Source organism: Nocardioides sp. T5 (assembly GCF_048161455.1).
Taxonomy (GTDB): Bacteria; Actinomycetota; Actinomycetes; order Propionibacteriales; family Nocardioidaceae; genus Nocardioides.
The window spans coordinates 2,523,842-2,544,575 of sequence record NZ_CP182415.1; the positions used below are offsets into that span (position 1 = coordinate 2,523,842).

Annotated in this window: 15 protein-coding genes and 1 rRNA gene; 1 reads left to right on the forward strand and 15 read right to left on the reverse strand. The window is 71.3% G+C overall.

Going from position 1 to position 20,734, the window contains the following annotated elements; translation table 11 throughout:
* Nucleotides 1–285: 285 nt before the first annotated feature.
* The 10 genes from ACNKF0_RS12240 to argC form a co-directional block, all read right to left on the reverse strand.
* A 16S ribosomal RNA gene (locus tag ACNKF0_RS12240) occupies nucleotides 286–1,801 on the reverse strand.
* A 492-nt stretch (nucleotides 1,802–2,293) separates the two neighbouring features.
* A complete protein-coding gene (locus ACNKF0_RS12245) occupies nucleotides 2,294–2,860 on the reverse strand; it encodes a DNA-3-methyladenine glycosylase (RefSeq protein ID WP_416952469.1) in 567 nt (188 codons plus the stop codon).
* Nucleotides 2,844–4,301 (reverse strand): argininosuccinate lyase, encoded by a 1,458-nt coding sequence (gene argH / locus ACNKF0_RS12250; protein ID WP_416952471.1) that lies wholly within the window; start codon nucleotides 4,299–4,301, stop codon nucleotides 2,844–2,846. Before argH ends, ACNKF0_RS12245 begins: the two co-directional genes overlap by 17 nt.
* Entirely contained in the window at nucleotides 4,301–5,731 is a 1,431-nt protein-coding gene (gene argG / locus ACNKF0_RS12255) for an argininosuccinate synthase (protein WP_416952472.1), read from the reverse strand. The genes argH and argG overlap by 1 nt, the downstream gene beginning before the upstream one ends.
* Nucleotides 5,728–6,285, reverse strand: coding sequence for an arginine repressor (locus ACNKF0_RS12260; protein ID WP_416952474.1), 558 nt, complete (start codon nucleotides 6,283–6,285; stop codon nucleotides 5,728–5,730). The genes argG and ACNKF0_RS12260 overlap by 4 nt, the downstream gene beginning before the upstream one ends.
* Nucleotides 6,282–7,208: an ornithine carbamoyltransferase gene (gene argF / locus ACNKF0_RS12265; protein ID WP_299931538.1), complete on the reverse strand. Its 927-nt coding sequence runs from the start codon at nucleotides 7,206–7,208 to the stop codon at nucleotides 6,282–6,284. Before argF ends, ACNKF0_RS12260 begins: the two co-directional genes overlap by 4 nt.
* Nucleotides 7,205–8,395 carry an acetylornithine transaminase gene (locus ACNKF0_RS12270; protein WP_416952477.1) on the reverse strand — a complete coding sequence of 397 codons (1,191 nt, stop codon included), beginning with the start codon at nucleotides 8,393–8,395 and terminating at the stop codon, nucleotides 7,205–7,207. The genes argF and ACNKF0_RS12270 overlap by 4 nt, the downstream gene beginning before the upstream one ends.
* Nucleotides 8,392–9,336 (reverse strand): acetylglutamate kinase, encoded by a 945-nt coding sequence (gene argB / locus ACNKF0_RS12275; protein ID WP_416952479.1) that lies wholly within the window; start codon nucleotides 9,334–9,336, stop codon nucleotides 8,392–8,394. Before argB ends, ACNKF0_RS12270 begins: the two co-directional genes overlap by 4 nt.
* Complete coding sequence (argJ, locus tag ACNKF0_RS12280; protein ID WP_416952481.1) at nucleotides 9,333–10,484, reverse strand: bifunctional glutamate N-acetyltransferase/amino-acid acetyltransferase ArgJ; 1,152 nt, start codon at nucleotides 10,482–10,484, stop codon at nucleotides 9,333–9,335. Before argJ ends, argB begins: the two co-directional genes overlap by 4 nt.
* Complete coding sequence (argC, locus tag ACNKF0_RS12285) at nucleotides 10,481–11,509, reverse strand: N-acetyl-gamma-glutamyl-phosphate reductase (protein ID WP_416952483.1); 1,029 nt, start codon at nucleotides 11,507–11,509, stop codon at nucleotides 10,481–10,483. Before argC ends, argJ begins: the two co-directional genes overlap by 4 nt.
* A gap of 91 nt (nucleotides 11,510–11,600) precedes the next feature.
* Here argC and ACNKF0_RS12290 point away from each other — a divergent pair, with 91 nt between their 5' ends.
* Nucleotides 11,601–12,416 carry a maleylpyruvate isomerase family mycothiol-dependent enzyme gene (locus ACNKF0_RS12290; protein ID WP_416952485.1) on the forward strand — a complete coding sequence of 272 codons (816 nt, stop codon included), beginning with the start codon at nucleotides 11,601–11,603 and terminating at the stop codon, nucleotides 12,414–12,416.
* An 88-nt stretch (nucleotides 12,417–12,504) separates the two neighbouring features.
* On the opposite strand, the gene pheT is transcribed toward ACNKF0_RS12290, so the two are convergent.
* The 5 genes from pheT to ACNKF0_RS12315 form a co-directional block, all read right to left on the reverse strand.
* A complete protein-coding gene (pheT, locus tag ACNKF0_RS12295; protein ID WP_416952487.1) occupies nucleotides 12,505–14,991 on the reverse strand; it encodes a phenylalanine--tRNA ligase subunit beta in 2,487 nt (828 codons plus the stop codon).
* Between the two features lie 16 nt (nucleotides 14,992–15,007).
* A complete protein-coding gene (pheS, locus tag ACNKF0_RS12300) occupies nucleotides 15,008–16,105 on the reverse strand; it encodes a phenylalanine--tRNA ligase subunit alpha (RefSeq protein WP_416952489.1) in 1,098 nt (365 codons plus the stop codon).
* Between the two features lie 153 nt (nucleotides 16,106–16,258).
* Nucleotides 16,259–18,844, reverse strand: coding sequence for a DUF4153 domain-containing protein (locus ACNKF0_RS12305; protein ID WP_416952491.1), 2,586 nt, complete (start codon nucleotides 18,842–18,844; stop codon nucleotides 16,259–16,261).
* The gene (locus tag ACNKF0_RS12310; protein ID WP_416952493.1) at nucleotides 18,841–19,563 is read right to left on the reverse strand and encodes a response regulator transcription factor; all 723 of its coding nucleotides are present in this window, start codon (nucleotides 19,561–19,563) and stop codon (nucleotides 18,841–18,843) included. The genes ACNKF0_RS12305 and ACNKF0_RS12310 overlap by 4 nt, the downstream gene beginning before the upstream one ends.
* A gap of 74 nt (nucleotides 19,564–19,637) precedes the next feature.
* Nucleotides 19,638–20,726 carry an ATP-binding protein gene (locus ACNKF0_RS12315; protein WP_416952495.1) on the reverse strand — a complete coding sequence of 363 codons (1,089 nt, stop codon included), beginning with the start codon at nucleotides 20,724–20,726 and terminating at the stop codon, nucleotides 19,638–19,640.
* Nucleotides 20,727–20,734: the final 8 nt, after the last annotated feature.

Consider the following 20,734-nt stretch of genomic DNA (forward strand, 5'->3'; position numbering starts at 1 on the left):
CTCAAACAACAACCCCACCAACACCCTCACCCCCACAAACCGGAGGACTCGGACGAAGAGAGGACACAGAAAGCCAACCCACCAACAACCCCAGGACCAAAGCCCAGAAGCTGCCGAACGGCTGATCCTTCAGGACCCAACAGTGTGTTCAACCACGTCCCCACCAACGTGAGGCCCATGACCAGGCAACGAGCAGAGCTCGCACCTGACAGTCGACGTTCCACTAGTGAGACACCACCATGCGCCAGCGAACATTCGCCGCTGGTCGGGGTGTGTGCTCCTTAGAAAGGAGGTGATCCAGCCGCACCTTCCGGTACGGCTACCTTGTTACGACTTCGTCCCAATCGCCAGCCCCACCTTCGACGGCTCCCTCCACAAGGGTTGGGCCACCGGCTTCGGGTGTTGCCGACTTTCGTGACGTGACGGGCGGTGTGTACAAGGCCCGGGAACGTATTCACCGCAGCGTTGCTGATCTGCGATTACTAGCGACTCCGACTTCATGGGGTCGAGTTGCAGACCCCAATCCGAACTGAGACCGGCTTTTTGGGATTCGCTCCCCCTTACGGGATCGCAGCCCTTTGTACCGGCCATTGTAGCATGCGTGAAGCCCTGGACATAAGGGGCATGATGACTTGACGTCATCCCCACCTTCCTCCGAGTTGACCCCGGCAGTCTCCTATGAGTCCCCACCATTACGTGCTGGCAACATAGAACGAGGGTTGCGCTCGTTGCGGGACTTAACCCAACATCTCACGACACGAGCTGACGACAGCCATGCACCACCTGTACACCCCCAAAAGAAGCCCCATCTCTGGAGCGGCAGGGTGTATGTCAAACCCAGGTAAGGTTCTTCGCGTTGCATCGAATTAATCCGCATGCTCCGCCGCTTGTGCGGGCCCCCGTCAATTCCTTTGAGTTTTAGCCTTGCGGCCGTACTCCCCAGGCGGGGCGCTTAATGCGTTAGCTGCGGCACGGAATCCGTGGAATGGACCCCACACCTAGCGCCCAACGTTTACGGTGTGGACTACCAGGGTATCTAATCCTGTTCGCTCCCCACACTTTCGCTCCTCAGCGTCAGGTCATTCCCAGAGAACCGCCTTCGCCACCGGTGTTCCTCCTGATATCTGCGCATTTCACCGCTACACCAGGAATTCCGTTCTCCCCTGAATACCTCTAGTCTGCCCGTATCGAAAGCAAGCCAGGTGTTAAGCACCTGGTTTTCACTCCCGACGCGACAAACCGCCTACGAGCCCTTTACGCCCAATAATTCCGGACAACGCTCGCACCCTACGTATTACCGCGGCTGCTGGCACGTAGTTGGCCGGTGCTTCTTTACCTGTTACCGTCACTTGCGCTTCGTCACAGGCGAAAGAGGTTTACAACCCGAAGGCCGTCATCCCTCACGCGGCGTTGCTGGATCAGGCTTCCGCCCATTGTCCAATATTCCCCACTGCTGCCTCCCGTAGGAGTCTGGGCCGTGTCTCAGTCCCAGTGTGACCGGTCACCCTCTCAGGCCGGCTACCCGTCGAAGCCATGGTGAGCCATTACCTCACCATCAAGCTGATAGGCCGCGAGCACATCCCTGGCCGAAAAACTTTCCACAACCATCCCATGCGAGAAGTTGTCGTATCCGGTATTAATCACCGTTTCCGGTGGCTATCCCAAAGCCAGGGGCAGATTACTCACGTGTTACTCACCCGTTCGCCGCTCGAGTACCACCGAAGTGGCCTTTCCGCTCGACTTGCATGTGTTAAGCACGCCGCCAGCGTTCGTCCTGAGCCAGGATCAAACTCTCCATCGAAAAACATCAACCCCCACCACCCCAAAAAGGCAGCAGAAGCGACTATCAATAAGAGCCACATCCATGACTGAACAAAACTAGCGAAAGACACCCCAACCCAAAAGAGCCAGGGCATCAGCCAGAATCATTGTCAAAGAAACCGCGACACCACCACCCACCAACCCCAAAGAGCCGATGAGCAAACATGATGTCAACGGGGCATAACAAACTAATTCGTCGACTAATCAAACACACTGTTGAGTTCTCAAGAATCAGACGCACCCGATCCTCGCCGGCTGAGCCGGTTCGGTCGCGGGGCAACCTGCAGAAACTTACCGGGCGCTCCGTCCCGCGTCAAACTCGGCGGAACTTCGTGCTTCGGTGGTCGCAGCTGGTCTCCGCTCCGTCTGGCCTTCTGGCCAGGAGCGGCGCCGCTTGCGGCGACAGGAAGAACATTAGACCTTCCCCCCGGACCATGCAAAACCGGGGGTGCCCTCAACGCATACGTGCAGGTCAGCGGCCTGCGCGGCGTCGCGGCGCGGCCGGCCGGTAGGTGCTGACCATCGGGTCGTCGGTGATCCAGAAGCGCCACGGACGGTCGGCTGCGAGCCGCAGACCGACCCTCGGACCGGTGCTCAGGGCCGTCACCGGCTCCCCCGCAACGAGCTCGGGGCGCATCCCGTTGTGCGAGAGGTCGATGCCGAGCACCCGGCACAGCCGCGCGGGACCGCGGGCCAGGTCGCGGTCCGTGCTCGCGGGCCGGCGTTCGCGGGCGACGTCGAGGCCGGCCACCACCTCACCCGCTCGGAGCAGGACCGCCCCCGGGTCTCCCTCGGGACCGGTGACCAGGTTGGCGCAGAAGTGCATCCCGTAGACGAAGTAGACGTACAGGTGTCCGGGGGGACCGAACATCACCGCGTTGCGGGCCGTCTGCCCGCGATGCGCATGGGAGCCCGGGTCGAGCGGGCCGGCGTACGCCTCGACCTCGGTGAGCCGGACCGAGACCCCGCCGTGCGTGAGGACCGCGCCGAGCAGACGGGGCGCGACCTCGAGCGGGTCTCCCTCAGCCCAGTCGGTCACGGTGCCCGGTGGTGGCGTCGCGCACCTCGTCGAGCTGGACGCGCACGCGCTCGGGCGCGGTGCCGCCTCGGCCGGACCGGGACGCGACCGACCCCTCCACGGTGAGGACGGCACGCACGTCGGGCGTCAGGGCCGGCGAGATGGCGACCAGCTGCTCGTCGGTGAGGTCGGGGAGGTCGCAGCCGAGCTGCTCGCAGCGGCGTACGCAGGCACCGGCGACCTCGTGGGCGTCACGGAAGGGGACGCCCTCGCGCACCAGCCACTCGGCCACGTCGGTCGCGAGCGAGAAGCCCTGCGGTGCGACCTCGGCCATCCGCGCACGGTCGAAGGTCAGCGTCGCGACCATGCCCGTCATCGCCGGCAGCAGGACCTCGAGGGTGCGCACCGAGTCGAAGACCGGCTCCTTGTCCTCCTGCAGGTCGCGGTTGTAGGCCAGCGGGAGACCCTTGAGGGTCGCCATCAGTCCCGAGAGGTTGCCGATCAGTCGGCCCGACTTGCCGCGCGCGAGCTCGGCGATGTCGGGGTTCTTCTTCTGCGGCATGATGCTCGACCCGGTCGACCAGGAGTCGTGCAGCGTCGCGAAGCCGAACTCCCGGGTCGTCCAGAGGATGACCTCCTCGGCCAGCCGCGAGAGGTCGACGCCGACCTGGGCGGTCACGAAGGCGAACTCGGCCGCGAAGTCGCGCGAGGACGTGCCGTCGATGGAGTTGGCCGACGACCCGGTGAACCCGAGCTCCGCGGCGACCGCCTCCGGGTCGAGGCCGAGCGTCTGGCCGGCCAGGGCACCGGAGCCGTAGGGCGAGTCGCCGGCCACGCGCGCGTCCCAGTCGCGCAGCCGGTCGACGTCGCGCAGCAGCGGCCACGCGTGAGCCAGCAGGTGGTGCGCCAGGAGCACGGGCTGGGCGTGCTGGAGGTGCGTACGACCCGGCATCACGGTTTCCTCGCCTGGGACGAGGTGCTCCCCCGCCTGCCCGGCGAGCACGTCGACCAGGTCGAGCACCTGGCCGGCGATGGTGCGCGCGTGGTCGCGCAGGTAGGCCCGGAAGAGCGTGGCCACCTGGTCGTTACGTGAGCGTCCGGCGCGGAGCCGGCCACCGACCTCGGGTCCGACCTCCTCGAGCAGCAGGCGCTCGAGGGCGCCGTGCACGTCCTCGTCGGTGGGCGCCGGGAGCAGGTCGCCGGCGTCGTACCTCTCCCCCAGCACCGTCAGTCCGCGCAGGAGCTCGGCGTGGTCGGCGTCGGTCAGCAGGCCGGCGCGGTGCAGCGCGTTGGCGTGGGCGCGGGAACCGGCGAGGTCATAGGGCGTCAGCTGCCAGTCGAAGTGGGTCGACCGCGACAGCTCCTGCAGCTCGGGCGAGGGCCCGCTCGCGAAGCGTCCGCCCCACAGCGACCCCTCGTTGGTACTGCCGCCGCCCGTCGGTGTGCCGGTCAGGTCAGTCATCAGTCGGTCCCGAACTCCATCGCTGCGTGCTCCAGTGCGGACTCGTCGGCCGTCGCGGCGGCCGGGTTGTCGGTGATCTTGTCGTAGCCGCCGGCCTCGATGGCACCGTAGAGCGTGCCGTTCTCGACGAGCACCTGGCCCTGGTCGAGCGGCTGAGCGGCGTAGAGCTCGAGCTTGGCCCGCGAGTCGGCGATGTCGAGGTTGCGCATGGTGAGCTGGCCGATCCGGTCCGTGGGGCCGAAGGCGGCGTTGTCGGTGCGCTCCATCGAGAGCTTGTCGGGGTGGTAGGAGAACGCCGGACCGTCGGTGCGCAGCACCGAGTAGTCCTCGCCGCGACGGAGCCGCAGCGTCACCTCGCCGGTGACGAGCGAGGCGATCCAACGCTGGATCGACTCGCGGATCATCAGCGCCTGGGGGTCGAGCCAGCGGCCCTCGTAGAGCAGCCGGCCGAGCTTGCGGCCCTCGTTGTGGTACTGCGCGACGGTGTCCTCGTTGTGGATGGCGTTGACGAGCCGCTCGTAGGCGATGAACAGCAGCGCCATCGCCGGCGCCTCGTAGATGCCGCGGGACTTGGCCTCGATGATCCGGTTCTCGATCTGGTCGGACATGCCCAGCCCGTGGCGACCGCCGATCGCGTTGGCCTCGTGGACCAGCGCGACCGGGTCGTCGTACTGCGTGCCGTTGATGGCGACCGGCCGGCCCTGGTCGAAGCGGACGGTGACGTCCTCGGCCTCGATGGCGACCGAGGGGTCCCAGAACTTCACGCCCATGATCGGGTCCACGGTCTCGAGGGAGACGTCGAGGTGCTCGAGGGTCTTGGCCTCGTGGGTGGCGCCCCAGATGTTGGCGTCGGTCGAGTACGCCTTCTCCTGGCTGTCGCGATAGGGCAGGCCGTGCTCGGTCAGCCAGGCGCTCATCTCGTGGCGACCGCCGAGCTCGTGCACGAAGTCGGCGTCGAGCCAGGGCTTGTAGATGCGCAGGTCGGGGTTGGCGAGCAGGCCGTAGCGGTAGAACCGCTCGATGTCGTTGCCCTTGAAGGTCGACCCGTCGCCCCAGATGTTGACGCCGTCCTCGTGCATGGCGCGCACCAGCATGGTGCCGGTGACGGCGCGTCCGAGCGGCGTGGTGTTGAAGTAGACCCGGCCGCCGGAGCGGATGTGGAAGGCGCCGCACGCCAGGGCGGCGAGACCCTCCTCGACCAGCTGGGTCTTGCAGTCGACCGCGCGGGCGAGCTCGGCGCCGTACTGCAGGGCACGTGAGGGCACGCCGGAGATGTCGGGCTCGTCGTACTGCCCGATGTCGGCGGTGTAGGTGCACGGGACCGCGCCCTTGTCGCGCATCCAGGCGACCGCCACCGAGGTGTCGAGGCCGCCGGAGAACGCGATGCCGACGCGCTCGCCGACCGGGAGGGAGGTGAGGACCTTGCTCACTGGGAGTCCTTTGCAGTGGTGGTGTTCGGGGAAGGGGTGGGGGTGTGCCTGACGTCGTTGGCCAGGTCGAGGAACCGCTGGGCGAGGGCGTCGCCGCCGGCGGGGTCGCGGCCGATGACGAGGAGCGTGTCGTCCCCGGCGATCGTGCCGAGGATGTCGCCCAGGTCGGCCTTGTCGAAGGCGCTGGCGAGGAACTGGGCGGCGCCGGGCGGGGTCCGGAGGACGACGAGGTTGGCGCTCGCCTCGGCGCTCACGAGCAGCTCGGCGCAGAGGCGGGCCAGGCGGTCGCGGCCGGCGGCGCTCTCGCGCGGCGCGGAGACGCTGCGGTCGCCGCCCTCCCCGGGCACGGCGTAGACCAGGGCGCCGTCGGCGCTGCGCACCTTGATGGCGTCGAGCTCGACGAGGTCGCGGCTCAGCGTGGCCTGGGTGACGCGGACGCCGTGGTCGCCGAGGAGGTCGGCCAGCTCGGTCTGGGAGCGCACCGGGTGGGCCGTCACGATGTCGATGATCCGCTGGTGGCGCGCGCTCTTGGTCAGCGGGGTCATGGCGCTCATGCGGAGTGCTCCAGCAGCCAGGTCAGCACCGCCTTCTGCGCGTGCCGGCGGTTCTCGGCCTCGTCCCAGACGACCGAGTGCGGTCCCTCGATGACCTCCTCGGAGATCTCCTTGCCGCGGTAGGCCGGCAGGCAGTGCAGGACGATCGCGTCGGGCGCCGCGTGGGAGAGCAGGTCGTCGGTGACGCCGTAGGGCGGGAAGATTCGCAGCCGCTCCTCCGACTCCTCCTCGCGGCCCATGCTCACCCAGGAGTCGGTGACCACGACGTCGGCCCCGGCGGCCGCCTCGAGCGGGTCGGTCGTCAGGTCGATCGAGCCGCCGGTGTCCTGGGCGATCTCGCGCGCCCTGGCGACCACGTGGGCGTCGGGCGTGAACCCCTGGGGCGCGCCGACGACGACGTGCAGCCCCGCGGACGCGCCGGCGAGCACCCACGAGTTGCCCATGTTGCAGGCCCCGTCGCCGACGAACGCGACCCGGAGGCCGGCCAGCGTGCCCTTGTGCTCGCGCACCGTCTGGAGGTCCGCCAGGAGCTGGCACGGGTGGAACTCGTCGGTGAGCGCGTTGAGCACCGGGACACCGGCGTACGCCGCCATGGTGACCACGTCGGCCTGGTGGGCGGTGCGCCACACGACCGCGGCAGCCTGACGGCCCAGGATGCGTGCGACGTCCTCGACGCCTTCGCGCGACCCCATCGCGGCGAGCCCGCCGTCGACGGTCATCGGGTTGCCGCCGAGCTCGGCGATCCCCGCGGCGAAGGACACCTGCGTGCGCAGCGTCGGGCGGTCGAAGACCAGGGCGACGGTCCGGGGACCCGCGAGCGGCTTGTGGTCGAAGGGCTCGGCCTTCATCCGGTCGGCCAGGTCGAGGACCTCGACCAGCTCGGCGGGCGACAGGTCGTCGTCGCGGAGGAAGTGGCGGGTCATGGGTTGACCTCCTGTGCGGCGGCGCGGGCGGTGTCGAGGATGGCGGGCAGGGCGGCGTCGAGGGCGTCGAGGTCTGCGGCGGTGATCACCAGCGGTGGCACGAACCGCAGCCGGGTGGGACCGGTGGCGTTGAGGATGAAGCCGGCCTCGCGTCCGGCTGCCACGGCTTGGGTGGCGTAGGGACCGTCGAGCTCGGCGCCCCGCATGAGCCCGGCGCCCGTCACCTCGAGGACGCCGGGCTGCTTGCGCAGCAGCGCCTCGAGCTGGGCGCCCCGGTCGACCGCTGTCGCGATGAGGCCGTCGGCCTCGATCGTGTCGAGGACGGCCAGGGCGGCTGCCGTCGCGACCGGGTTGCCGCCGAAGGTGGTGCCGTGGTTGCCCGGCTGCAGCAGCGCCGCCGCCGCTCCCCCCGCGACCGTGGCGCCGATGGGGATGCCGCCGCCGAGTCCCTTGGCCAGGGTGACGACGTCGGGGCGCACCCCGTCGACCAGCTGGTGGGCGAACCACGCACCGGTGCGGGCGATGCCCGTCTGCACCTCGTCGAGCCACAGCAGCGCGCCGTGGTCGTGGGCGATCCGCTGGGCGGCGGCGAGGTAGTCGGCCGACGGCACGACGACGCCGGCCTCGCCCTGCATCGGCTCCAGGACGATCGCGGCGACGGTGTCGTCGACCGCGGCCTCGAGCGCGGCCACGTCGTCGTACGGCACGAAGGTGACGTCACCGGGCAGGGGCTCGAAGGGCTCGCGGTAGGCGGCCTTGGAGGTCAGCGCGAGGGCCCCCATCGTGCGGCCGTGGAAGGACCCCTCGGCCGCGACGAGCCGGGTGCGGCCGGTGCGGCGGGTGAGCTTGAGCGCCGCCTCGTTGGCCTCGGCACCGGAGTTGCTGAAGAAGACGCGGGCGTCGCCGGACCAGCCGAGGAGGCCGACCAGCCGCTCGGCGAGGGCGACCTGCGGCTCGGTGGCGAAGAAGTTGGAGACGTGGCCGAGCGTCCTCAGCTGGTGGGTCACGGCCTCGACGAGGGCGGGGTGCGCGTGGCCGAGGGCGTTGACGGCGATCCCGCCGAGCAGGTCGACGTACTCCTTGCCGTCGGTGTCCCACACGTGTGCTCCCTCGCCGCGGGCGAGGGCGAGGGCGGGCGGGCCGAAGGTGTTCATCACCGCACCGGCATAGCGCTCCTGGATGCTCATGCCTGGTCCTCGCTGCCGTAGGGCTTGCGCATCCGGGTCGCGACGCCCGGCAGCACCTGCGTGCCGACGCCCTCGTCGGTGAAGATCTCGAGCAGCACGGAGTGCGGTTCGCGCCCGTCGACGACCGTCGCGCGCGGGACTCCCCCGGTGACCGCCTCGTAGCAGGCCCGCATCTTCGGGACCATGCCGGCGTCGAGGTTGGGCAGCAGCTCCCCCAGCGCCTCGGGGCTGATCTCCTGGATGAGGTCGTCGGAGTTGCCGTAGTCGCGGTAGAGGCCCTCGACGTCGGTGAGGACCAGCAGCTTCTCGGCACCCAGCGCGACCGCGAGCGCCGCGGCCGCGGTGTCGGCGTTGACGTTGTGGACCACGCCGTCGACGTCGGGCGCCACCGAGCTGACCACCGGCACCCGACCGGCCTCGATGAGGTCGAGGACGGCCTCGGGGCGCACGCGGGCGACCTCGCCCACCAGGCCGAGGTCCACCTCCTCACCGTCGACGACGGTGTTGGTCGCCTCGGCGGTGAAGAGCCCGGCGTCCTCACCGGACAGGCCGACCGCGAGCGCGCCGTGCTGGTTGATGAGGCCGACGAGCTCGCGCTGCACCTGGCCGACGAGCACCATCCGGACGACGTCCATCGCCTCGGGCGTGGTCACGCGCAGCCCGCCGCGGAACTCCGACTCGATGCCGAGCTTGTCGAGCATCCGGGAGATCTGCGGGCCGCCGCCGTGCACGACGACGGGCTTGAACCCGGCGAAGCGGAGGAAGGCGATGTCCTCGGCGAAGGCGACCTTGAGGGACTCGTCGGTCATCGCGTTGCCGCCGTACTTCACCACGATCGTGCGCCCGTGGTAGCGCTTGAGCCACGGCAGCGCGGCGGCCAGGGTGCGGGCCTTGGCGGGGTCGGGGCGGCGGGGGTTCTGGTTCGTCATCTCGTCACTCATGAGCTGTAGGCGCTGTTCTCGTGGACGTAGGCGTGGGTGAGGTCGTTGGTCCAGACGGTCGCGCGGGCGTCGCCGGACTTGAGGTCGATGGTGACGCTGACCTCGCGGCCCGTGAGGTCCACGGACGCCGGGTCCTCGGCAGGCGTGGACTGCCGGCACACCCAGACGCCGTTCATCGCGACGTCGAGGTCGGCGGGGTCGAACTGGGCCTGGGTGGTGCCGATGGAGGCGAGCACCCGTCCCCAGTTGGGGTCGTTGCCGAAGACCGCGGCCTTGAACAGGTTGCTTCGGGCCACGCTGCGGCTGACCTCGACCGCCTCGTCCTCCGTCGCTGCGTGCAGCGTCGTGATGGCGATCTCGTGGTCGGCGCCCTCGGCGTCCTTGAGCAGCTGCATGGCGAGGTCGGTGCAGGCCTGGGTGAGCGCGGCGGTGAAGTCCTCCGGCGTCGGGGTGATCCCGCTCGCCCCGCTCGCCATCACGGTGACGGTGTCGTTGGTCGACATGCAGCCGTCGGAGTCGAGTCGGTCGAAGCTGACCCGGGTCGCGGCCCGGAGCGCGGCGTCGAGCTCGGCGGCGGGCACGACCGCGTCGGTGGTCAGCACGACGAGCATGGTGGCGAGCTGCGGCGCGAGCATTCCGGCGCCCTTGGCCATCCCGCCGATCGACCAGCCCGCGCCCTCGACGACGGTGTTCTTGCTGACCGAGTCGGTGGTCATGATCGCCTCGGCGGCGCTCTGGCCACCGTCGGCGGACAGCGCAGCGGTCGCAGCCTCGACGCCGGCGAGCAGGTCGTCGCGGTCGTTGGCGAGGCCGATGAGCCCGGTGGAGCACACCACGACGTCGATCGCGCCGATGCCCAGGCCTTCGGCGACCTTCTCGGCCACGGCGTGGGTCGTCTGGAAGCCCTCCGGCCCGGTGTAGCAGTTGGCGCCGCCGGAGTTGAGGACCACCGCGCGCACGACGCCGTCCTTGACGACCTCCTGGCTCCACAGGATCGGGTTGGCCTTGCAACGGTTGGCGGTGAAGACGGTGGCGGAGTCGAAGGTGGGGCCCTGGTTGACGACGAGGGCGAGGTCCTTGCCGCCGCTCGTCTTGAGCCCGGCCTCGACACCGGAGGCGGTGAAGCCACTGGGGTGGGTGACGCTCATGGTGCGATTCCGATCGTGGTGAGCCCGGCGGCCTCGTCGAGGCCCAGGGCGAGGTTCATGCACTGGACGGCGGCGCCGGCGGTGCCCTTGGCGAGGTTGTCGACCACGGCCACCGCCACGAGTCGTCGTACGCGCTCGTCGATCGTGACCTGCACCTGCACCGCGTTGGAGCCGAGGACGGACTGCGTCTGCGGCCACTGCCCCTCGGGCAGCAGGTGCACGAACGGCTCGGGGTCGTACGCCGTCGCATAGACGTCGCGGACCTGGGCGGGAGTGACCCCGTCGAGCAGGGGCGCCTGGACGGTGGCGAGGATGCCGCGCGACATCGGCACGAGGAGTGGCGTGAAGCCCACGCGCACCGGTGCGCCGTGGACGCCGCCGAGGTTCTGGACGATCTCCGGGGTGTGCCGGTGCGCGCCGCCGACGCCGTAGGCGCTGGCGTTGCCCATCACCTCGCTGCCGAGCAGGTGCGGCTTGGCCGCCTTGCCCGCGCCGCTGGTGCCGGAGGCGGCGACGACGGTGACGTCGGGCTCGACGAGGCCGGCCGCGAGGGCGGGGACGATCGCCAGGGTGGAGACCGTGGGGTAGCAGCCGGGGACGGCGATGCGCCGCGCGCCGCGCAGCAGCTCGCGCTGTCCCGGCAGCTCGGGCAGGCCGTAGGGCCACGAGCCGGCGTGCTCGCCGCCGTAGAACGCCTCCCACTCCCCCGGGTCGGTCAGCCGGAAGTCGGCGCCGCAGTCGATGACGACGGTGTCGTCGCCGAGGGCCCGGGCGATGGCGCCCGACTGGCCGTGCGGCAGGCCGAGGACCACGACGTCGTGGCCGGCGAGCGTCTCCACGGTCGTGTCCGCCAGCACCCGGTCGGCCAGCGGCAGCAGGTGCGGCTGGAGGGAGCCGAGCCGCTCCCCGGCGTTGGAGCCGGCGGTGAGCGTGCCGATCTCGACGCCCGGGTGGCCCAGGAGGAGGCGCAGGACCTCACCCCCGGCGTACCCACTGGCTCCGGCGACGGCGACTGTTGCGGTCATGTGCATGACTATACATAAGACTGCATGTATACGGCGACCCGGGCCCGATAACGCGAGGCGGACCGTCGGTCGTCTCCCCTACGGTGCACGGGTGACCTCACTCCACACCCGTCTGGCACCCGATGTCCACCTCGAGCACCTGCGCGCCGAGTCCGCCCGCTTCCGTGACGTGCTCGCCGCCTGCGACCCGGCAGCCCGGGTGCCTGCCTGCCCCGACTGGAACGCCGCTGACCTGCTCTGGCACCTCGCCACCGTGCAGCGGTGGTGGACCGAGGTGCTGGCTGCCCGGCCCGGCCGCCCCGAGGAGATCGACCCGCCCCGGCCCGAGGCGTACGACGACCTGCTGCGCTCCTACGACGAGTGGTCGGCCGGCCTGGCCGCTGCCCTCGACGGCGCGGACCCGCAGGAGGAGGCGTGGAACTGGTCCGACGACCACACCGTCGGGTTCATCCTGCGCCGGCAGGCCCACGAGGCGCTCATCCACCGCGTCGACGCCGAGCAGGCCGCCGGCGTGGCGAGCGAGGTCGACGCGCGGCTGGCCTCCGACGGGGTGCACGAGTGCCTCGACGTGATGTACGGCGGGATGCCGCCCTGGGGCAGCTGGGAGCCCGGCGAGGGCACGGTGCGGGTCGACGTCACCGACACCGGTGTCTCGTTCTGGCTGCAGCTCGGCACCTTCTCCGGCACCAGCCCCGACAGCGGGACGTCGTACGCCGACGAGGAGGACTTCCACGTCGTGCCGGCACCCGACGACACCGAGGTCGAGCCGGACGTGGTGGTCGACGGCCCGGCGGCGGCCCTCGACCTGTGGCTGTGGAACCGCGCGGGCGACGAGGACATCGCCGTCGCCGGGGACCGGGGCGTCCTCGAACGGTTCGCCGCGATCGTGGCGTCGCCGATCGACTGAGGGGCGCGACGCGCAGCGACCCGTGGACGGTGGAGCGTGCGGCCGGTAGGTCGGGCCGTACGCTCCACCGTCGCGTGGAGCTGCCTGCTCAGGCGCGCTGGACAGCGCCGGTGCGCTCGGCGGCGCGGGCGACCGCAGCGTCGCGGGCCGCCGCCGCCTCGCCCTCCTTGAGCGTGCGGTCCGCTGCGCGGAACCGTAGGGCGTAGGCGAGGGACTTCTTGCCCTCGCCGACCTGGTCGCCGGTGTAGACGTCGAAGAGCCGGATCGACTCCAGCAGCTCGCCGGCGCCCTCGCGCAGCGCGGCCTCCACGTCGGCGGCCGGCACGGTGGCGTCCACGACGAGCGCGACGTCCTCCTTGGCGACCGGGTAGGACGAGAAGGTCGGCGCCGTGCGCAGGTGGACCGCCCGCGCGATCAGCAGGTCGAGGTCGACCTCCGCGGCAACGGTGCGCTTCGGCAGGCCGAAGGCCTGGCACACCTTCGGGTGCACCTCGCCGGCGTGGCCGACCACCTCGCCGTCGACGGACAGCTCGGCGCAGCGGCCCGGGTGCCAGGGAGCGAACTCGACGGCGGAGGCGGTGACCTCGAGGCCGAGCGCGGCCGCCACAGCTCGTACGGCCTCCACGGCGTCGGCCCACGAGAAGGGGCGGGCCTCGCCCCACCAGCCGCCGGAGACCGCGTCACCCGTGCCGACCAGCGCGAGGTGCAGCGGCTGGGCGGGCAGGGCGGCGTCGAGCGCCTCGAGCTCGGCGTCGGTGGGACGCCGGTCGACCGGCAGGATCGCCGCCGGCCCGGCGTGGCGGGGCAGCGTGACGGTGCCGGTCTCGAAGATCGCGACGTCCGTCGTGCCGTGGCCGACGTTCTTGCCGGCCGCACGCAGGATGCCCGGCAGGAGCGTCGAAGTCATGAACCCGGCCTCGGTGTTGAGCGGGTTGGACAGCCGGAGCAGGTCGCGGCGCGGGTCGTCGGCTGCGAGCCCCAGCGCGTCGAGGTCGGCCTCGCCCACGAACGGGAAGCTCACCACCTCGACGTAGCCCTCGCCTGCGAGCGTGCGCCCGATGCGGCGCCGCAGCTGCTGCGAGCGGGTCAGGCCGCGCCCGGACGGCGGCGTGGGAAGGACCGACGGCACCTTGTCGTAGCCGACGAGGCGGACGACCTCCTCGGAGAAGTCTTGGGCGTCGGTGAGGTCGGGACGCCAGGGGGGCGGGGTCACCGACAGCGTCCCCGAGCCGCTGACGTCGCAGCCGACCGCGCGCAGGCACTCCACGGACTGCTCCTCGGTGATCGGCATGCCCGACACCCGAGCGGCCAGGTCGCCCGCGACCTCGACGACCGGCATGGCCGGCGGGGTGCCGACGACCGTGACGCCGGGGTGGGCGGTGCCGCCGCCGTGCTCGACGAGGAGCTCGACGACCCGGTCGGCCGCAGCCTCGCAGATCGTCGGGTCGACCCCGCGCTCGTTGCGCTTCCCGGCCTCGGAGGTGATCTTGTGCCGGCGTCCGGTGCGGTACATCGACACCGCGTCCCAGTGGGCCGCCTCGACGAGGATCGACGTGGTGTTCGCGGAGATCTCGGTCGTCTCGCCGCCCATCACGCCGCCGAGCCCGATGATCCCGGAGTCGTCCGTCACGACGAGGTCGCCCGGGTCGAGCGTGCGGGCGGTGCCGTCGAGGGTGGTGAGCTTCTCGCCCTCGCGCGCACGACGTACGACGATCGCGCCCTGCAGCGTGTCGGCGTCGTAGCCGTGGATCGGGCGGCCGGTCTCGAGCATCACGTAGTTGGTGACGTCGACAGCGAGCGAGATGGGCCGCATCCCGGCCGCGGTGATGCGCTGGACCATGAAGTCCGGCGTCGCGGCCGCGGGGTCGAACCCGTCGACCCGCCGGGCCACGAACACCGGGCATCCCTCGGCGTCCTCGACGACGACCGGGTGGCCCTCGTCGTTGGCCGCCGGGGTGTCGCGCAGGGCCGGGTCACGGAAGCCGCTCGCCCCCTCGACCGAGACGAGCACCTCGCGAGCGATGCCGCGCAAGGACAGCGCGTACGCCCGGTCGGGGTTGACCTCGAACTCGATGGTCTCCTCGTCGAGCCCGAGCACGGGACGGACGTCCTGACCGGGCTCGCCCGCGTCGGGCGGCAGCACGATGATGCCGTCGTGGTCCTCGCCGAGCCCGAGCTCGCGGGCCGAGCAGATCATGCCGGCGGAGAGGTGGCCGTAGGTCTTGCGGGCGCCGATCTCGAAACCGCCGGGGAGCACGCCGCCGGGCAGCACCGTGACGACGAGGTCGCCGGGTGCGAAGTTGTGGGCCCCGCAGACGATGCCCTGGGGCTCGCCGGTGCCGTTGGCGTCACCGACGTCGACGGTGCACCAGTTGATGGTCTTGCCGTTCTTCTGCGGCTCCGGCTCCATCGTGAGGACGCGGCCGATCACCAGCGGACCGGTGATCTCGCGGCCGGGGCTGACGATCGCCTCGAGCTTGAGGCCGGTCAGCGTGAGCCGGTCGGTGATCTCCTCGGTGGTGGTGCCTGCGGGTACGTCGACGAGGTCCAGGATCCAGGACAGGGGTGCCTTCATCGCTCGTTCTCCCCTCTCAGATCTCGGTGCCGAACGCGCTGCTGAACCGGACGTCGCCCTCGAAGAGCGGACGCAGGTCCTCCAGGTCGTGGCGGAACATGAACGAACGGTCGATGCCCATGCCGAAGGCGAAGCCGCTGTAGACCTCCGGGTCGACGCCGCAGGCCACCAGGACGCGGGGGTTGACCACGCCGCAACCGCCCCACTCGATCCAGCCCTCGCCACGGCAGGTGCGGCAGGACTGCGGCTCGATGTTGCGGCACACGAAGCACTTCACGTCGACCTCGGCCGACGGCTCGGTGAACGGGAAGTAGGACGGCCGGAAGCGCGTCGTGATGTCGTCACCGAAGAGCTGCGACGCGAAGTGGTCGAGGGTGCCCTTGAGGTGGGCCATGGTGATGCCCTTGTCGACCACGAGGCCCTCGACCTGGTGGAACATCGGCGAGTGCGTCGCGTCGTACTCGTCGGTGCGGAACACGCGTCCCGGACACACGACGTAGATCGGTGGCGTGCGGGTGAGCATGGTGCGGGCCTGGACGGGCGAGGTCTGGGTGCGCAGCACGACGTGGTCCTCGGCCGGCTCGGTCCAGAAGGTGTCCTGCATGGTGCGGGCGGGGTGGTCGGGACCCAGGTTGAGGGCGTCGAAGTTGAGCCACTCGGCCTCGACGACCGGGCCCTCGGCGATCTCGTAGCCCATGGCGACGAACAGGTCGGCGATCAGCTCGGACTGCAGCGTGAGGGGGTGCCGTCCACCGCGGCGGCGGCGGGTCGTGGGCAGGGAGACGTCGACGGTCTCCTCGGCCAGCATCCGCTCCTCGTGCTCGGCCTCGAGCACGGTCTGCCGGGCGGCGATAGCCTGGTTGACCGCGCCGCGGGCCTGGCCGACGCGCTGGCCGGCCTCCTTGCGGGCCTGCGGAGGCAGCGCTCCGATCTCGCGGTTGGCGAGGGCGAGCGGCGAGCGGTCGCCGGCGTGGTCGAGCCTGACCTGCTTGAGGGCGTCGAGGTCGGCGGCGGCGGCGATCGCGGCGAGGGCCGCCTCACGCATCGCCTCGACCTGGTCGGCCTTGAGCGGGGTCACTTCGACGGGGTCGTAGTCGGTGTTGGGGCCGGACATGGCTCTCTCTCGCGCGGCGACAGCAGTTCGCCGCAGTCTAGAAGTGGATGAGCGTCGGGTCGGACGGGGACTCCCCGGACCCGGTGACGTCAGCTGCCCGACAGACCAGGTCCGGGGCGCAGAAATCGCAGGCTCGTGTCCACGGTGAGGATGTTACTCCCCGTACGCCGCCCAGACGTCCGCGCACTCGTCCGTGGCTCCCGGTGACCGCTCGGCCAGGCCGAGGTCCGTCACGGCGGCCTCGGCTCGCGAGCGGGACCAGTTCCAGGCGCGCGCGTCGTCCATCACCTCGGGCTTCAGGGAGTTGGCGGGCAGGTCGGCCAGCACGCAGCGCGCCACGTCCTCGGGCAGTCGTTCGGCGACCACGGGCGCCGCGTCCGCGGAGAGCGTCTGCAGGTAGCGCAGGTCGAGCTCGCCGGTGGCCTCCCAGCGATCGATGTTGCGCTCGGCAACCCAGGCGTCGGGGTTGATCGCGGCCATGCCGACGAGCGCGACGGCCCCCGAGACCAACGCGACGCGCGGGAGCCACGCCCCTCTCCCGGCGACGCCGGCCACCATGATCGCGAGCACCACGAATCCGAGCCAGCCCTCGAAGACGTCGACGAAGAGTCGCAGCGTGGTGAAGCCGTACGCGTCCTGGTAGACCGACATCCCACGCAGCGCGGACGCGACCACCAGCAGCGTGAGGGCGCAGAGCAGGCCGAGCGAGCCGAAGAGCCAGCGGCGGTCTCCTGCATCGTCCCCCGCCCGGCGCGCCGCGATCCACACGACCAGCACCGTCAGCGCGGTGGCGAGGGTGAGCTGGCCGAACCCCTGGTGGACGTAGTCGGCATAGGTGAGGCCGGTCGTGGCCTCGATGTAGTCGCGGCCGCCGACCAGCGCGCGCGCCTGGGCGGCGATGAAGGCGACGAACACGGCGTCGACGACGAGCACCGGCACCAGCCACTCGAAGCGGTTGGCGAGTGCGGTCGGGCGCCGCCCGCCCAGCACCTCGACGTCGGCCGGGTTGAGCGCGAGGTAGGCGGCGCCGAGGGTCGCGGCGAAGACGAAGCACGCCACGAACGCGCGTCCGACAAGGTCGTTGAAGGTCAGGCTGGGCACGAGCTGGTCGACCCAGGAACCGAAGACGGGGTTGGCGCTGGCGAAGATCGTGCCGAAGACCGCAAGGCCGAGCAGCGACCACACCGTCGTACGCACCACGGCCGGGGTGCGCGAGCCGGTCCCGGCGATCCGCAGGGACCGGCCGAACCACGGCAGGCCACGCAGTGACGCGAGCGGCCACGCCACCCCGGACAGCAGGATGCCGGGCATCGTGCGTGCCCCGGTGACGCCGCAGAGGAACACCGCTCCCGCGACGACGAGGCCGAGCATCTGCACCCACCAGGCGTCGAGCAGGGTCATCGGGAGCACGAGCAGCACCGCCAGCCCGGCACACAGCAGCGTCCAGCGCTCGCGGCGCCGGCGGGCGGTCGCCAGGGCGGCCGCTCCGCAGGTCAGCGCGACGAGCGTCCACGTGATGCCGACAGCGGTGAACGACAGGGCGATCCCGGCGACGATCCCGGCTGCCGCCGCGGCAGCCACGGTCCGGAGCCCGTGCGGGCCGCCCCGGTCCGGCCAGAAGCGGCCGAAGAGGCCGTCCATCCCTGACTGCTGGCCCCCGGGTGCCACGGACGCCGTGGCGGCTCCGGGAAGCGGGACGGGCGCGGTGGTCGTGGGCATCGGGAGCTCCTCGGAGGTGGCGGGTGTCGGCGTCGGGGGGACCTCGAGGCGGAGGCGGGCGCCGTTCCCGGCCTCGGGGTCGAGGAAGCGGAGCGTCCCCCCGTGGAGCTGCGCCACCCACCGCGCGACGGCGAGACCGAGGCCCGTGCCGCCGGCACCGTCGGTGCCGAAGCGCTCGAAGACGCGCTCGCGGTCCTCGGGTGGCACTCCCCCGCCGGCGTCGACGACCTCGAGCCACCATGCGCCGCCAGCGCTCCCGGCGGCACTCCCTGCGGCGATGCGCACGGGCGTCTCGGCGGGTGCGTGGCGCGCGGCGTTGTCCACCACGTTGACGAGCAGCTGGCGCAGCCTGGCCGGGTCGCCGGCCACCACCAGGTCCTCGTCGATCTCGAGCGCGACGTCGGTGGCCCTGCCGGTGGCGCGCACCTGGGCGACGGAGTCCTCGACGAGCGCGCCCAGCGCCACGTCCTGCCGATCGAGGTCGACCACGCCGGCCTCGAGCCGGGAGAGCTGGAGCAGGTCCTCGACCAGCCGGCCCAGGCGCTCCGCCTCCTCGAGCGCGGCGGCGAGGTGCTGGGGGTCGGCCGGCACCACCTCGTCGGCGAGGTTCTCGAGCAGCGCGGTCATGGCCGTGAGCGGCGTACGCAGCTCGTGGGAGACCGTGGCAATGAGGTCGCGGCGCTCGCGGTCGACTGTCGCGAGGTCGTCGGCCATCCGGTTGAAGGCGGTGGCCAGCTGACCGACCTCGTCGGTCGCGGACGTGCGCACCCGTCCGGTGTAGTCGCCGCGCGCCATGGCCCGTGACACCTCCGTCATCCGACGCAGCGGGGCGACCATGCCGGCGGCGAGCAGCTGGGTGACCCCGAGCGCCAGCGCGACGCTCACCGGCAGCACCAGCAGGGCCGGGACGTCCGCGGCCGAGCCGAGGAGCGTGAGCAGGACCGCGGTGACGACCGAGGCGACCACCAGCAGCCCGAGCTTGGCCTTGAGGCTGGAGACGGAGTCGAGCCAGGCGCTCATCCGAGATCCTCGAGGGCGTAGCCGACGCCGTGGACCGTGCGGATGCGCGCGGCCCCCACCTTGCTGCGCAGGGCCTTGACGTGGCTGTCCACGGTGCGGGTCGCGCTGGCGCTCGCCCAGGCGTCGCCCCAGTCCCAGACCTCGCGCAGCAGCCGCTCGCGGCTGAGGACCTGACCGGGCGTCCGGGCCAGGCACAGCAGCAGGTCGAACTCGGTCGGGGTCAGGTGCACGGCCTCCCCGGCGACCGTCGTACGCCGGGAGCCGGGGTCGATGCGCACGCCGCCCACCTCGATGGTGGCGGGACGCTCGTCCGCCAGCGCGGCCGCCCGCTCGACGCGTCGCAGCAGGGCTGAGACCCGGGCGACCACCTCGCGCATCGAGAACGGCTTGGTGAGGTAGTCGTCGGCGCCGACGCCCAGGCCCACGAGCACGTCGGCCTCGTCGTCGCGTGCGGTGAGCATCAGCACCGGCACGGGCCGCGCGGCCTGGATCCGGCGACACACCTCGAGGCCGTCGAACCCCGGCAGCATCACGTCCAGCAGCACGACGTCCGGCCTCACCGCTGCCGCCGCCTCGACCGCGGAGGGCCCGTCGAAGGCCTGCTCGACGGTGTAGCCCTCGGCGCGCAGCCGCTGGGCGAGGGCGTCGTTGATGGTGCGCTCGTCCTCCACCACCAGGGCGGTCCTCGGCCGGGACGCGGGGATCGTGCGGGAGGTCATGCCACGACCCTAGGAGCGCAGGTGGGTCGGGGGCGGGGACGACTCGTGAAGGTTGTGTGGAGGTCGGCGCCCGCTCACTCCGGGCGCAGGTCCTCGCGCGGCCAGTCGACCATGACGCGCGCGCCACCACCGGGGGCGTCGTCGATGGTCACCCAGCCGCCGTGCGCCCGCGACAGGCCTCCGACGATGTACATGCCGAGACCGCTGCCGCCGGAGTCGCCGGTGGTCCAGAACTTCGTGAAGACCCGCCGGCGCAGCTCGACCGGGATGCCGTCTCCTTCGTCGTCCACCGTGATGCGGACGCCGTCGAGGTCCTCGGAGCGGGCAAGCCGGACCCGGACCTGGCCCAGGCCGTGGCGGACGGCGTTCTCGACGAGGTTCGTGACGACCTGGGTGAACTTGTCGGGATCGGCGAAGACCTCGGGCAGGTCGGGCTCGACCTCGAGGCTGATGCCGCGCGCGGTGCCGGCCTCGATGGAGTCGACGACCCGGCGCACGAGCACCTCCGCCGAGACCTCGCGGGGGTAGAGCTGGAGCCGGCCGGTGTCGATGCGGGCCACGTCCAGCAGCTCGGCGATGAGACGGGCGAGCCGGTCGGCGTCGGCGTTCACCGTCTCCAGCATCAGCTTGCGCTGGTCGTCGCTCAGCTTGTCCCACCGGTTGAGCAACGCCTGCACGAAGCCCTTGACGCCCGTCAGCGGTGAGCGCAGCTCGTGGGCGACCGTGGCGACCAGGTCGGAGCGCTCGCGGTCGAGCCGCGCCCGGCCGCGACCGCTCCGCAGGCCGATCGCGATGCCGACGATCCGACCGAAGGGCTCCTCGCGCACCAGCCGCGCCGTGGTGAGGACCTCGTCGCCGGAGGCGTTGAGCCACGCCTGCTCCGGCGCACCGCGCGTGATCGAGATGGCGTCGAAGGGGCGGTTCACGTCGAGCCAGGTGCGACCGTCCTGGTCGAGCAGCCGCAGCACGTCGGGCAGGGGCAGGCCCAGCGCCTGCTCGGCGTCGACCCCCAGCAGCGCCGCGCCCTGGGCGTTGAGGATCGTCACCACGCCCTCGCGGCTGGCACCCAGGATGCCGTCGGGGTAGAAGTCGGCGAGGGTACGCAGCCGGCTCGGACGGGCGGAGTCCACCCGGTGGCGCGGGGCGTAGTCGTCGTCTGACACGCCCCGAA

Coding starts and splice junctions, on each gene's coding strand:
- argH (WP_416952471.1), bottom strand. CDS start 4,301: ATGACTGACCTGACCGGCACACCGACGGGCGGCGGCAGTACCAACGAG.
- ACNKF0_RS12260 (WP_416952474.1), bottom strand. CDS start 6,285: ATGAGCGCCATGACCCCGCTGACCAAGAGCGCGCGCCACCAGCGGATC.
- argF (WP_299931538.1), bottom strand. CDS start 7,208: ATGACCCGCCACTTCCTCCGCGACGACGACCTGTCGCCCGCCGAGCTG.
- ACNKF0_RS12270 (WP_416952477.1), bottom strand. CDS start 8,395: ATGAGCATCCAGGAGCGCTATGCCGGTGCGGTGATGAACACCTTCGGC.
- argB (WP_416952479.1), bottom strand. CDS start 9,336: ATGAGTGACGAGATGACGAACCAGAACCCCCGCCGCCCCGACCCCGCC.
- argJ (WP_416952481.1), bottom strand. CDS start 10,484: ATGAGCGTCACCCACCCCAGTGGCTTCACCGCCTCCGGTGTCGAGGCC.
- argC (WP_416952483.1), bottom strand. CDS start 11,509: ATGACCGCAACAGTCGCCGTCGCCGGAGCCAGTGGGTACGCCGGGGGT.
- pheT (WP_416952487.1), bottom strand. CDS start 14,991: ATGAAGGCACCCCTGTCCTGGATCCTGGACCTCGTCGACGTACCCGCA.
- pheS (WP_416952489.1), bottom strand. CDS start 16,105: ATGTCCGGCCCCAACACCGACTACGACCCCGTCGAAGTGACCCCGCTC.
- ACNKF0_RS12305 (WP_416952491.1), bottom strand. CDS start 18,844: ATGAGCGCCTGGCTCGACTCCGTCTCCAGCCTCAAGGCCAAGCTCGGG.
- ACNKF0_RS12310 (WP_416952493.1), bottom strand. CDS start 19,563: ATGACCTCCCGCACGATCCCCGCGTCCCGGCCGAGGACCGCCCTGGTG.